Annotated in this window: 9 protein-coding genes; 7 read left to right on the top strand and 2 right to left on the bottom strand. The window is 41.6% G+C overall.

Annotated features, from left to right (window positions below):
* Positions 1–315 precede the first annotated feature (315 nt).
* From PAT01_RS07320 to fusA, 7 genes are all read left to right on the top strand, one after another.
* The gene (locus PAT01_RS07320; RefSeq protein ID WP_154945242.1) at positions 316–1,557 is read left to right on the top strand and encodes an OprO/OprP family phosphate-selective porin; all 1,242 of its coding nucleotides are present in this window, start codon (positions 316–318) and stop codon (positions 1,555–1,557) included.
* Positions 1,558–1,568: 11 nt separating this feature from the next.
* Positions 1,569–2,540, top strand: a complete 972-nt coding sequence (locus tag PAT01_RS07315) for a Bug family tripartite tricarboxylate transporter substrate binding protein (protein WP_154945241.1) — start codon at positions 1,569–1,571, stop codon at positions 2,538–2,540.
* 11 nt (positions 2,541–2,551) lie between these two features.
* A complete protein-coding gene (locus PAT01_RS07310) occupies positions 2,552–3,019 on the top strand; it encodes a tripartite tricarboxylate transporter TctB family protein (RefSeq protein ID WP_154945240.1) in 468 nt (155 codons plus the stop codon).
* Between the two features lie 3 nt (positions 3,020–3,022).
* Entirely contained in the window at positions 3,023–4,564 is a 1,542-nt protein-coding gene (locus tag PAT01_RS07305) for a tripartite tricarboxylate transporter permease (protein ID WP_064385956.1), read from the top strand.
* Between the two features lie 11 nt (positions 4,565–4,575).
* Entirely contained in the window at positions 4,576–6,198 is a 1,623-nt protein-coding gene (locus tag PAT01_RS07300; protein ID WP_126008603.1) for an ATP-binding protein, read from the top strand.
* 16 nt (positions 6,199–6,214) lie between these two features.
* Entirely contained in the window at positions 6,215–6,940 is a 726-nt protein-coding gene (locus tag PAT01_RS07295; protein ID WP_004587464.1) for a response regulator, read from the top strand.
* Positions 6,941–7,146: 206 nt separating this feature from the next.
* Positions 7,147–9,231 carry an elongation factor G gene (gene fusA / locus PAT01_RS07290; protein WP_126008601.1) on the top strand — a complete coding sequence of 695 codons (2,085 nt, stop codon included), beginning with the start codon at positions 7,147–7,149 and terminating at the stop codon, positions 9,229–9,231.
* 341 nt (positions 9,232–9,572) lie between these two features.
* Here fusA and mdoH read toward each other — a convergent pair whose 3' ends face one another.
* Together mdoH and PAT01_RS07280 are read right to left on the bottom strand one after the other, a co-directional pair.
* Positions 9,573–11,534, bottom strand: a complete 1,962-nt coding sequence (mdoH, locus tag PAT01_RS07285) for a glucans biosynthesis glucosyltransferase MdoH (RefSeq protein ID WP_154945239.1) — start codon at positions 11,532–11,534, stop codon at positions 9,573–9,575.
* Complete coding sequence (locus PAT01_RS07280) at positions 11,506–13,125, bottom strand: OpgD/OpgG family glucan biosynthesis protein (protein WP_154945238.1); 1,620 nt, start codon at positions 13,123–13,125, stop codon at positions 11,506–11,508. Before PAT01_RS07280 ends, mdoH begins: the two co-directional genes overlap by 29 nt.
* Positions 13,126–13,216 lie beyond the last annotated feature (91 nt).

Here is a 13,216-nt window from a genome sequence, read left to right as displayed (position 1 = left end):
ATTCCCGTCTTGTTGATATTGATTATCAGTTAGATCTAATAAACTGTCAACACCTAAATGCAAATAATTCTTATTTTATTAAGTGCGTTTTTTAGTCATCGCATAGGTGTACTTCACTACCCTTCTTATTAATTTTTGTTTATGTCTATTTTGTTCATGGTTTTTATGAACAAAATGTACTTTACCGTCATCAATGCACCTTTCCCTCAAAATATTTCGTTAATTTCACGTTAACAATAAGCTGCGCTTTAGATAGCAGTTTGTCGTCGCTTATCTACCTGACAATAAAGATACAAACACAGCGTGGAGAAAATAATGAAAGCAAGTAACACACAGCTCGCTTTAGCAATTACAGCAGCGTTGGCTAGCACATCAGCTTTAGCCGATAACGATACTCAAAAACTACAAGCACAATTAGATGCATTGCAAAAAGAAGTTAACTCTTTAAAAACATCAAGTGGCTTTAATTTGGAGTTTGGAGGACGAGTACAGCTTGATTACAACTATTTTGAAGGTGCCTATAACGCAGGCAATGATGGCTCAGGTGGAAGCGACTTCTTCCCTCGTCGTATTCGTACCTACGTAGAGAGCGAGCATGGAAACTGGGATCACAAATTACTTTTAGAATTTGGCGAAGGGGATGCCGAAATTGTACTTGCCCGCGTGCGTTACGCCTTTGAAAACGGTCTTAAAATTAAAGCGGGTAAAATCCGTGAAGACATGTCGCTAAACGCACTTACTAGCTCAAAGCACATTAATACTATTGAGCGTAGTACGCTTGCTAATACTTTCTCGCCTTTTTTCCGTTGGGGCGTATCTGCTTATCAATACTTTAAAGACTCAGGCTTTCGATATGCCGTTGGGGTTTATAAAAATGATGCCTTTGGTGCAACGGGTAACGATGAAAACGACCGTCTAACGCTTGCTATTACAGGGCGTGCTACGTGGTCAAGTGCAGCACCTGGTGACGTGATTCATTTAGGTGCATGGCATTCATACCGTGATATGGGTGGCAATGAACTAGGCGAGCGTTTTGCGCGTGGTGAAGTGCGCGAAACTAATGTACGCCTTGTTAATTATGCTACAGGCGGCACAGCGGTAGCACTGGATAGCTTATTGCAGTCTGGGCTTGAATTTGCTTTTCAGGCTGACTCTTTAACATTAGAGGCAGAATACGCAAGCCGTGCTTTAGATGCGCTCAATAGCAGCGATGATCTAGATGGCGAGCGCTTTGACGGCTTTCATATCTCAGCAAGTTACTTTTTAGGGGTTGAGCAACGACAGTATAAAGCTGGCTCTGCACTATTTGTACAACCTAAAAATATTAAAAATGCATGGGAGTTAGTTGCTCGAGTTTCGCAAATGGATGCAACGAGTAAAAACCAAGGTAGCGAAGTAACTACCTACACACTTGGTACAAGCTATTACGTTAGTAGTGACATTAAATTTATGGGCAATCTTATCTATAGCGATGTAGATGGCCCAGGTACCGCTGCGCTTGTAGGTGATGAAGACTCTGGTATGGGATTTAGTGTACGTATGCAGTATTTATTTTAAGGGGACACACAATGAAATTATTTAAGTCAGTTAAAACAACATTATTAGCGGCATCATTAGTACTAAGCAGCCCTATGGCATTGGCCGATATTCACTTTTTAGTACCAGCAGGCCCAGGTGGCGGATGGGATACAACTGCGCGCGGTGTAGGTGAAGGTTTAGTAAAGGCTGGCATTGATAATAATGCGTCTTTTCAGAATATGTCGGGCGGTGGCGGCGGGCGCGCCATTGCCTACTTAATAGAATCAGGTACTAAAAAAGGCGATATATTAATGGTTAATTCAACGCCTATTGTATTGCGCGCCTTAACGGGGAAAATTCCCTATAGCTACCGAGATTTAACTCCCGTAGCCAATATGATTGCTGATTTTGGTGCCTTTGTTGTTCGTAACGATTCGCCCTATAAAACCTGGCAGGATGTTATTAAAGCGCTTAAAGAAGACCCAAGCTCAATTAAAGTAGCGGGTGGTTCTGCCCGTGGCAGTATGGATCACTTAGTTGCTGCACAAGCGGCTAAAGCAGGCGGGGTTGATGGCCGCAGAATTCGTTACATTCCTTACGATGGCGGTGGTAAAGCAAAAGCTGGTTTACTCTCTGGTGAAGTAAACTTACTTTCTACCGGTTTAAGCGAGGCGTTAGAAGTTGTAAATGGCGGGCAGGCGAGGGTGTTAGCAGTTACATCGCCAGAAGCTTTAGCGGATTACCCTAAAATACCTACGTTAAAGTCGATGGGTTACGATATGGAGTTTGTTAATTGGCGTGGCTTTTTTGCTGCTCCTAATTTACCTGCCGATAAACTTGCTCAATACACCGAGAAACTTCGTAAATTACAATTAACTCCTGAGTGGGAAACTGTTCGCGCGCGAAATGGCTGGTTAAATCTCTTTCAAGAAAAAGATGAATTTATCCAGTCACTCGAAAAACAAGAAGCGCAGCTTAAAGTGGTAATGCAAGAGCTTGGCTTTATTCGTAAAGCGGATTAATCGAGGTTTTTATGATGAATCGCGAACTACTAGGGCCAAGTTTATTCTTGACGCTATTTACACTCTACGCCATTGTGGCGTGGCAAATTCCACTATTACCATTTGAAGAATACGAAACGGTTACTTCTGCTACATTACCAAAAGTATACGCAGCTTTTGGCATTGTGGTGTGCTTGCTTTCTATCGGTTCTACTTTGCTTAAGCCAAACGAAAAAGCGGCAGAAAACCAGCCTCTAGAAAAGTCGCATGTCGTACGAACTTTAGGCTTATTAGTTTTAATGGTGATTTATAGTGCAATGTTGGAGCCTGTTGGTTTTTTAATCTCGACCAGCGCCTTTTTATTAGCGGGTTTTTTTGTAATGGGTGAAAGGCGCAAGAAGATTCTATTGTTTGCCTCTATTCCTGTTGCCGTGGTGTTTTGGTTTTTGATGACTCAAGTATTAGGTATTTACTTGGTTCCGGGCGATTTATGGAGTTAAGTTATGTTTGATGGAATTATGCTTGGTTTGTCGACCGTGCTCGACTTTAATAATTTAATGTACGTGATAGCAGGCTGTTTGGTGGGTACTTTTATTGGTATGTTACCTGGGCTTGGACCAATAACTGCTATTGCATTGATGATCCCTATTACTTACAGCATAGGTGCTGATTCAGGGATGATTTTAATGGCTGGGGTTTATTATGGCGCTATTTTTGGTGGCTCTACATCATCCATTTTAATAAATGCGCCAGGGGTGGCGGGTACGGTGGCTTCATCTTTTGATGGCTATCCGTTAGCAAAGCAAGGGCATGCTGGTAAAGCCTTGGCTATTGCCGCTTACTCCTCATTTATAGGTGGAACTATAGGCGCCATACTACTTATGGTTGCCGCACCTCTACTAGCAAAGGTGTCATTGAGTTTTCAATCTCCTGATTATGTTGTGCTAATGTTTTTAGGTTTAACAGCTATTGCTGCATTTTCAAATAAAGGCCAATTTTTAAAAGCAATGATGATGACAGTATTTGGTTTAATGCTGGCAACGGTAGGTATAGATCCATCCTCGGGCACCGAGCGATTTACCTTTGGACAAGCCGACTTACTCGATGGTATTAGCTTTTTATTAATTGCAATGGCAACGTTTGCACTTGCTGAGGCATTAATTAATGTTGTTAAGCCAGAGAAGAAAGACGCTAAAAGTCTTAATGATTCAGATACGCCGCAAATAGGTTCAACTAAATTAACAAAAGACGAAGTTAAAGATATGGCGCCGGTTGTTGGCCGTTCGTCATTTTTAGGATTTATTGTTGGTGTTTTACCTGGCGCAGGAGCCACTATTGCAAGCTTTATGGCCTATGCCACTGAGCGAAATTTGGCACCTAAAGGCCTAAAAGAAAAATTTGGAAAAGGCTCTTTACGTGGTCTTGCCGCTCCTGAGTCTGCAAATAATGCAGCATGCACAGGCTCATTTGTACCTTTATTAACATTGGGGATTCCAGGCTCTGGCACGACGGCCATAATGCTAGGAGCATTAATAGCGTATGGTATTCAGCCAGGCCCTATGCTCATGCAAGAAAACCCAAGTGTATTTTGGTCTGTCATTGTAAGCATGTATTTTGGCAACATTGTTTTATTGATTTTAAACCTACCTCTTATTCCTTATTTTGCAAAAGTATTGGCAATGCCAAAGTCGGTATTAACCATTATGATTTTGTTCTTTAGTTTAATTGGCGTGTACTTGGTGTCGTTTAACACATTCGACTTATTTATGATGGTTGGTGTTGCCTTGGTTGCGTTAATATTACGCCTATTGGCCTTTCCAATGGCTCCTTTGTTACTTGGCTTTATTTTAGGCGATATGATTGAGCGAAACTTTCGTCGCTCAATGATGATTTCGGATGGCTCTTTAAGCTTTTTATGGGATAGGCCGCTCACATTAAGTATTTTTATACTTTCTATTTTAGTGTTGTTGTTCCCATTAAAAGATTATTTGAAGCAGCGCCGTGCGGATAAAACAGCCTCTAGGTTACAGCAAGAGCAAGCTTAATAAGGACGTTAATGACAAACACCAACAAACCAAGCCCATTGCAGAGCATGGTAAAAAAACCTAAAAGATTAGAAACACGTTTAATTATTTGGGTAACTGGGCTATGTGTTTTACAAGCAATATTGTTTGGGGCGTTGGTGTATCAGCTTACGGCGCAAAGTTTACATAATCACATAGGTGATAAAGCACTCGCTGTAGCAAGTAGTGTCGCAACACGAACTGATGTAATAAATGCGTTAGAGGGAAAAGGTGATTTAACAGCATTTAATTTGCAAATAGAAAGCCTTACGGAGCTAACAAGCGCTGATTTTATAGTGGTTGGCGATATTAATGCACTGCGTATTATACATCCTGATGAGCACAAAGTTGGCAAACCTATGGTTGGAGGTGATAGTCAGGAGGCCCTTCAAGGCGAGCGCTATATATCGGTAGCTCATGGCAGCATGGGGGAGTCAATTCGCGGTAAAGTACCTGTATATAATGCTAACAATGAAATTATAGGCCTAGTGTCTGTTGGTTTTTTGGTGCAATCAATTGATCCGCTTATTTTATCTCGTAGTGCTGAAATACTTATTTGGGGGCTGATGCTTGTTGGTTTAAGTATTATTGCCGCGGTTTATATTGGTCAACGAGTACGTAATGCTATATTTGGTTTGCAACCAGATGAGATAGCAAGATTATTTTCAGAGCAGGATGCTATTTTAAATACTGTTCGTAGCGGCATTATTGCACTGGAGCCTGATGGAACCGTGCGTAAACTAAATCAACGTGCCTGTGAAATTCTTGATAAGCCTACATCTACAATCCATAAAAACCTTACTCTAGAAGACCTATTGCCTGAGCATGCTGAGTTTTTACTGCGCAATCAAAGCCGCAAAATTGTTGGGTTTGAGTTATTTGCTGCAGATAAACGAATTATTTTGTCGCGGTTTTCTTTACAAGTTCAAGGTCAGGATGATGGTATTCTGCTCAGTATGCGCCCGTCTGATGAACTGGAATATTTAAGTCAGCAGCTAACAAAAGTACAAGCATTTGCTGAGTTACTTCGTGTTCAAACACATGATTACTCGAATAAATTAAACCTAATTGGTGCTTTAGTACAAATGGGCAAAAACGAGCAAGCAATTGAACTTATAGGGCAGGAAAGTCAGGGTTCTCAAGCACAAATTCACAACTTACTTGAGCGGATTCAAGACCCCGTATTAGCTGGTTTATTGGTGGGAAAATACCACAAAGCACGAGAGCTTAATGTTGCTCTTGAGCTTAACCAAGATAGTTTGCTTGGTGTTATAGAACGTAAGGATATGCTTGAACGAGTGGTTTCTATTTTAGGCAATTTAATAGATAACGCCATTGAAGCTGCTATTAGAGCATCTGATACTCGCCCTGCTAAAGTAAGGGTAACAGTTGACGAAACCAGTCAAACTTTATTGTTTGATGTGGAAGATACAGGGTTTGGTTTAGGCTCTGATCATGAAGTCATTTTTACGCCTCAATTTAGTTCTAAGTCTGGGGCGCAACACGGTATTGGTTTGTACTTAGTAAAAACCAATTTGGACTCCTGCCGTGGTAGTTTAGAAATTGGTGAGTCGGATTTATTAGGGGCGCGGTTAAGTGTTTATATTCCAAAATAATAAGAGTAATTAAGCAATGACCTATTCTGTAATTATAATTGAAGACGAAGTTGAAGTTGCACAGCTAATTGCCCAGTACTTATTACTGCCGGGGGGCGCTGCGGGAAGTCAAATTGCAAAACAGAGTTTACGCCAAGGACAGTACCAAGTGGTTGGAATTGCAGGTAATTTAAGTACTGCAACAGCTCTGTTGCAAGCGATAGAGGCAGATCTTATTTTACTCGATATACATTTACCTGATGGTAACGGACTCGATTTATTATCAGATTTACGGCGTCGTGAAATTAAGAGCGAAGTGATGCTACTAACGGCTGCCAAAGAAGTTGAAACACTTGAAAAAGCAATGCAACTTGGTGCCTGTGATTTTTTAGTTAAACCGTTAATGTTAAATAGATTAGATCAAGCTCTTTCGCGCTTTGAGGCGCGTCAACAGTGTTTTTCTGATGCAAACGAAGTGACCCAATCAATGGTTGATGTGTTATTCGGCTCAAAAGAGAAAAAACAGGGTGCTATTAGGCTGCCCAAAGGCGTTGACCAGCTTACATTGCAAAAAATCCATGATGCATTCGTACAGCATGATTCAAGTGCATTTACTGCTCAGCAAATGGGCGATTTAGTGGGGGTAAGCCGCTCAACTGCTCGTCGCTATTTAGAGTTTTTATTAGAGTCTGAAAAGTTAAGTGCTGATCAAAGCTACGGTAGTATTGGCAGGCCAGAGCGTTGTTACAAAATAATTAAGTAACTGAGTGTCCTTCAGATTACAAGAATAAAACATAATATTTTTAATGGGTTACATAATAATCAGTGCTATTTAACCAGTGCTTGATGTAAATCTAGAAAAATTTTATTGAATTGATTGCATTTTAAGCGACTTGTATGGTGATGTTCGCTTTAAGTAATGCTATAATCCCGCCGAATAATTTATCGACTTTATTAAGAGTAAAATTAATGGCAGATTTATCGAAGTACAGAAACATTGGTATTTTCGCGCACGTTGATGCGGGTAAAACCACAACTACTGAGCGTATCCTAAAGCTTACAGGTACAATCCACAAAAGCGGTGAGACACATGATGGTGAGTCTACTACCGATTTCATGGAGCAAGAAGCTGAGCGCGGTATTACTATCCAGTCTGCGGCAGTAAGCTGTTTCTGGAAAGATCACCGTTTTAACGTTATCGATACTCCTGGACACGTTGACTTCACAGTTGAAGTTTACCGTTCACTTAAAGTATTAGACGGCGGTGTGGGTGTATTCTGTGGTTCTGGTGGTGTTGAGCCACAATCAGAAACTAACTGGCGCTACGCGAACGAATCAGGTGTTGCACGTATTATTTTCGTAAATAAATTAGACCGTATGGGTGCTGATTTTTACCGTGTAACTGAGCAAGTACAAAAAGTACTTGGTGCTGTTCCATTAGTTATGACTTTACCAATTGGTATTGAAGACGAATTCGTAGGTGTTGTAGACGTTTTAAACAAACAAGCATATGTTTGGGATGAGACCGGTCTTCCTGAGAACTACTCAATTGTTGACGTTCCTGCAGACATGGTAGAAAAAACTGATGAATACCATGAGTTCCTAGTTGAAACTGCTGTAGAGCAAGACGATGACCTAATGGAAGCGTACATGGAAGGTGAAATGCCTTCAGTTGAAGATATCAAGCGTTGTATCCGTAAAGGTACTCGTGACCTTGCGTTCTTCCCTACATACTGTGGTTCTGCATTCAAAAACAAAGGTATGCAATTAATCCTTGATGCTGTTGTTGATTACTTACCAGCTCCTACAGAAGTTGATCCTCAACCTCTTATGGATGAAGAAGGTAACGAAAACGGCGAGCACGCAATTGTATCTGCAGACGAACCTTTCAAAGCGTTAGCATTCAAAATCATGGATGACCGTTTTGGTGCGTTAACATTCGTACGTATTTACTCTGGTAAGCTTAACAAGGGTGACACTATCCTTAATGCATTTACTGGTAAAACTGAGCGTGTTGGCCGTATGGTTGAGATGCAAGCTGATGATCGTAAAGAGCTTACTTCAGCGCAAGCGGGCGATATCATCGCTATCGTTGGTATGAAGAACGTGCAAACTGGTCACACTCTTTGTGATCCTAAGCACCCAGTAACACTTGAGCCAATGGTATTCCCAACTCCAGTAATCTCGATTGCTGTACAGCCTAAAGATAAAGGCGGTAATGAGAAAATGGGTATTGCTATCGGTAAAATGGTTGCAGAAGATCCGTCTTTCCAAGTTGAGACTGATGAAGATTCAGGCGAAACTATCCTTAAAGGTATGGGTGAGCTTCACTTAGATATCAAAGTAGATATCCTTAAGCGTACTTACGGCGTAGACCTTATTGTTGGTCAACCACAGGTTGCTTACCGTGAAACTATCACTCGTGAAATCGAAGATAGCTACACGCATAAGAAACAATCTGGTGGTTCTGGTCAGTTCGGTAAAATTGATTACCGCATCAAGCCAGGCGAAGCGAATTCAGGCTTCACGTTCACTTCATCAGTTGTTGGTGGTAACGTACCGAAAGAATTCTGGCCTGCAGTTGAGAAAGGCTTCAAGTCAATGATGAACGAAGGTGTTCTAGCTGGCTTCCCAGTACTTGACGTTGAAGTAGAGCTTTTCGACGGTGGCTTCCACGCCGTGGATTCATCTGCAATCGCATTCGAAATCGCTGCTAAAGGCGCTTTCCGCCAATCGATCCCTAAAGCGGGCGCACAACTTCTTGAGCCAATCATGAAAGTTGACGTGTTCACGCCAGAAGATCACGTTGGTGACGTAATCGGTGACCTTAACCGTCGTCGTGGTATGCTAAGCGACCAAGAAGCTGGTTTAACTGGCGTTCGCATTAAAGCAGACGTTCCGTTATCAGAAATGTTTGGTTACATCGGTTCACTACGTACAATGACATCAGGTCGTGGTCAGTTCTCTATGGAGTTCTCACACTACGCAGCATGTCCACAAAACGTAGCTGACACTGTAATCGCTGCAGAAAAAGAGAAAAAAGCAGCTAAGTAATTAGCTCTGTAACTCTTTAAAAAAACCCGCACATGTTGCGGGTTTTTTATTGCCTACGATTTAATTACTCTTTGAGTTAGCGTCTCTCAAAAACAGTAATACCAACATTGGCAGCCTAAATAAAAGGCTGCTTAAAGCGGTGCGTGATATATGGTATTTAAAGCTGAGGGGGCCGTAGGAGCAATGGCAGCTTAGTGCATAAGCGCGCTCACTTAATACAGTAGGTTATACTTGGGTTAGTGAGGTGCTAGTTAAGAAAGGGAAGTTGTATAGCGGCTTATTTTAGGTATAAAAAAAGGAGCAATCATGCTCCTTTTTGTATTTAGTGCGTGCCCATTGCGCTAATTAAACTTCTTAATTGCTTTAGCTCTTAGCGCTTTCATCTTTGGCAAGCGAGGCTTATTAAAGCTTTGTATTGGCATAACCACTAAATGCTCTTGTGGCAGGGCTGGCACCGTTTTAGGGTATTGCCCAGGCTCTGGTACCGAAATCTCTTTTAAATGCACTTTAAGGTTGTTTAGCATAGGGTCGTTATCAACTTCGCTAGGGCAAATAAATATTCCCATTTTACGCAGCTGCACACCTAACTTAATGCTACTGGTGTAGCGTATTATTGGCGCTCCAAGTAATAGACCAAGTAATATAGGCGATAACCACCAAAAGAACACTGGCGTAAAGTAATAGGCTGTAGCACCCCATACTATGGCAACCAAGGTAGAAAATAGTGTGTAATTAAACGCTTCTTTCCACGGTACCATGCGGCCTTCGCGCGGTTGTGCATCCCACTTAACTTTTTTACCTAAAAATACACACACTACAAAGTAAGCATGAAACACCATCATAAGTGGTGCCACAATAATGGCAAATACAGTCTCTATTATTGAGCCTAGTATTAATTTAAACGAGCCGCCAAAGCGCTTATTTCTGTGCACTAGCGTGACAATTACACCCATTAATTTAGGCACCAATAATATAATAATGGTTAAATAAAGTAGTGAATCAATTAGGTCTGTTTTAGCTATTTGCCACGTTGGGAATAACTGATAAACCCGATTAAAGTACACATCGCTATTTAATGCACGTGTTACCGCATCTATGGTGCTTAGTGCCAGCATAGATAACCAAATAAGCGATGAAATATAAGCGGTTGCGCCTAATAAAAAGTGAAACTTACTCATTAACTTTAATTTAGACGAGCCTAATAAACCAAGATGCTGAATGTTACCTTGCACCCAACGTCTGTCGCGTATGGCATAATCTAAAATGTTACTTGGTACTTCTTCGTAGCTACCTTCAATATCGCTAAGTAATAGAACATCCCAGCCTGCACTGTGCAGTAGTGAAGCCTCTACAAAGTCATGACTTAAAATTTCGCCACCAAAGGGGGCATTGCCTTCAAGCGTAGGTAAACCACAATAGTTAATAAATGCTTCAACACGAATAATGGCATTGTGGCCCCAATAATTAGCTTTGTCGGTTTGCCAAAAAGCAGACCCCGTTGCCAGCATTGGGCTGTAAAGCACTGAGGCAAATTGTAAAAAACGACCAAAGTAGGTGTCTTGACGAACTGGAATAGGGATAGTTTGAATTAAGCCAGCTTGCGGGTTGTTGATCATGCTTGTGGTCAGCTCTAGCATACATTTACCCGTCATTACGCTGTCGGCATCAAGTACAATCATGTGATCGTATTGGCTGCCCCAGCGCTCGCAAAAGTCGGTTAAGTTACCTACTTTACGGTGTTTATTATCTTCGCGGCGACGATAGAAAACCTGTTTTGCAGTATCGCCTAAACGCTCACATAAAGCATGCCATGCGCTTAGCTCGTTTTGTGCTATTTCAGGGTCTTGCGTGTCGCTAAGTAAATAAAAGTCAAAATTGGCAAGTTGCCCTGTCTCTTTTAGCGATTGTAAGCTCACTTCAAAGCCGGCAATAACACGGTGTGTGTCTTCGTTATAAATAGGCATAACTACCGCGGTTTTTTGCTGTGCAAGCGCGGCATTATCAAACTCAATAGGTTTAATGCGTCTTAGGGTGAGCGGGTCAATACGAAATAATTGCAGTACAAATCCTATCGTGCCGCTACAAAATGCCGTAACAATCCATGCAAAGGTTATTGAAAATAAAACCAATAGCGCGTATTCAAGCAAGGTCATTCCGTTTGAGCTTAAAATTTCAAACATAATGGAGATGCCGTACCCTGAAACAGTGAGTGCTGCAATAGCAAATAACCATACGCGCAGTGTTTTGAATGGCATTGATGTGCCCTTTCCTTTATTACTTGATGTCATTTGGGTACCAAACATAGCTCCATACCTCACTAATTTCTTTATCACGAAGTTTTAACGATAAACGCATATCTACGGGTTGATCGTCCTGTGGTGCAATTTTAAACGCTACTCGCCAACCAAGAGATTTAGGAAGTTTTTGCACTGTTACATCTCTTACTTCACCTGTTGTTAGCTGAATGTCGGCTTCAAGTGTTAGCTTTTCAGACAGGTTGTTTAAATCGGGGCCTGCAAAGTCAACGGTAAACTGGCGATGGCTTTGCGGTGGTGGGTTATCTTCACCTGGCAGCGCTGCGCTACCAATACGTGTGCGTGTTACACGCGCCTTTTGGTGTTGAGTTAAATGGGCGTTAAAGGTGCTCATTTTGTAGCTTAGCTTTAATGAATCACCAGCTTTCATTGGCTTTTCAGGCACCCAGTAACTCACTATATTGTCGTTTGTTTCTGTGTCTGTTGGTATTTCTACTAGCTCAACTCGGCCATTTCCCCATTCACCTTTTGGCTCTATCCACAGGCTTGGACGGTCGTGGTAGTGCGCTTCAGTATCTAGGTAATTGTTAAAGTCACGGTCACGCTGTGCTAAACCAAACCCCTTAGGGTTGGTGTATGAAAACGACGTAACGCTTAACTGTGCTGGGTTGTTAAGCGGGCGCCATACCCATTTGTTATCAGCTGACTGTGTTAACAAGCCGTCTGAGTCATGCACTTCTGGGCGGTAGTCATCAAAAAACTTAGTGCTGTTTTCACCGTGGTAAAACATACTTGTTAAAGGGGCTACGCCTAGCTTTTTAATATCTTTACGGGCAAAAATTTGCATATCAACATCAACTAACATACTGGTTGTTGGGTCAATATCAAATTTGTAAGCGCCTGATACCGAAGGGCTATCAAGCAATGCAAAAATAGTGATGTTAGTTTGCTCAGCCTGGGGCTTAACAAGCCAAAACTCTTTAAACATAGGGAACTCTTCACCCGATGTTTCGGCGGTATCGATTGCTAACCCGCGTGCTGATAAACCATATACTTGATTAGGACCAACAACTCTAAAATAAGAGGCCCCTTGAAACACCATTACCTCATCTTTGTATTCGTTTGTGTTAATTGGGTAATGTAAGCGAAAGCCTGCATGGCCTAGTTGCGTGCCGGCTACGCTTTTTGCTATTTCGTCTTTTAGAGGGGCGGCTGTGCCATCGTATTGATAAAAATCAGTACTGAAAGGTAGGCGGTTACGTTTTGAGTCGCCTTCTACGGTATTAATTGTTACCGGTGTTTTATATAAAAAACCAGGGTGAAAGAGTTGTAGCTCATACAGGCCTTCATCTTTCCACACCGATTTGTCCTGCTTAAATCGAATTGAGCGGTAATCTTGATAATCAATGTTATTTAATGCTTCTAGCTCTATATTTTTTGGAGGTACATATTCTTGTTCGGCTAGTTTTTTAGCGCGGGCGCTTATTACTTCAAATAGGCTTCCTTGCGGAATTGCTGCATCAACACTTGCTGCTATTGCCTGCGTGCTATAGCCCCAGCCAGAAAAAATAAAAAGTAGACCCAATAATGGCGTTGCTTTTTTCTGCCAAGTAGGAGGTGTTTGGGTTAATTGTTTCATTTCCATTCCTTTATAAAAACACGACTTATTTTTACGCTTAGGGTTTGTTACTTAACTACTACACAAGGGTGACGAACTTATAGTGCAACTT

It is taken from the genome of Pseudoalteromonas atlantica (genome assembly GCA_007988745.1).
GTDB lineage: Bacteria > Pseudomonadota > Gammaproteobacteria > Enterobacterales > Alteromonadaceae > Pseudoalteromonas > Pseudoalteromonas atlantica.
This window is presented reverse-complemented; position numbering and strand designations above follow the sequence as displayed.

What these genes read in the sequence shown, in the direction of transcription:
- PAT01_RS07295 (WP_004587464.1), top strand. Translation starts at nt 6,215, where the DNA reads ATGACCTATTCTGTAATTATAATTGAAGACGAAGTTGAAGTTGCACAG.
- fusA (WP_126008601.1), top strand. Translation starts at nt 7,147, where the DNA reads ATGGCAGATTTATCGAAGTACAGAAACATTGGTATTTTCGCGCACGTT.
- PAT01_RS07315 (WP_154945241.1), top strand. Translation starts at nt 1,569, where the DNA reads ATGAAATTATTTAAGTCAGTTAAAACAACATTATTAGCGGCATCATTA.
- PAT01_RS07320 (WP_154945242.1), top strand. Translation starts at nt 316, where the DNA reads ATGAAAGCAAGTAACACACAGCTCGCTTTAGCAATTACAGCAGCGTTG.
- PAT01_RS07310 (WP_154945240.1), top strand. Translation starts at nt 2,552, where the DNA reads ATGATGAATCGCGAACTACTAGGGCCAAGTTTATTCTTGACGCTATTT.
- PAT01_RS07300 (WP_126008603.1), top strand. Translation starts at nt 4,576, where the DNA reads ATGACAAACACCAACAAACCAAGCCCATTGCAGAGCATGGTAAAAAAA.
- mdoH (WP_154945239.1), bottom strand. Translation starts at nt 11,534, where the DNA reads ATGTTTGGTACCCAAATGACATCAAGTAATAAAGGAAAGGGCACATCA.
- PAT01_RS07305 (WP_064385956.1), top strand. Translation starts at nt 3,023, where the DNA reads ATGTTTGATGGAATTATGCTTGGTTTGTCGACCGTGCTCGACTTTAAT.
- PAT01_RS07280 (WP_154945238.1), bottom strand. Translation starts at nt 13,125, where the DNA reads ATGAAACAATTAACCCAAACACCTCCTACTTGGCAGAAAAAAGCAACG.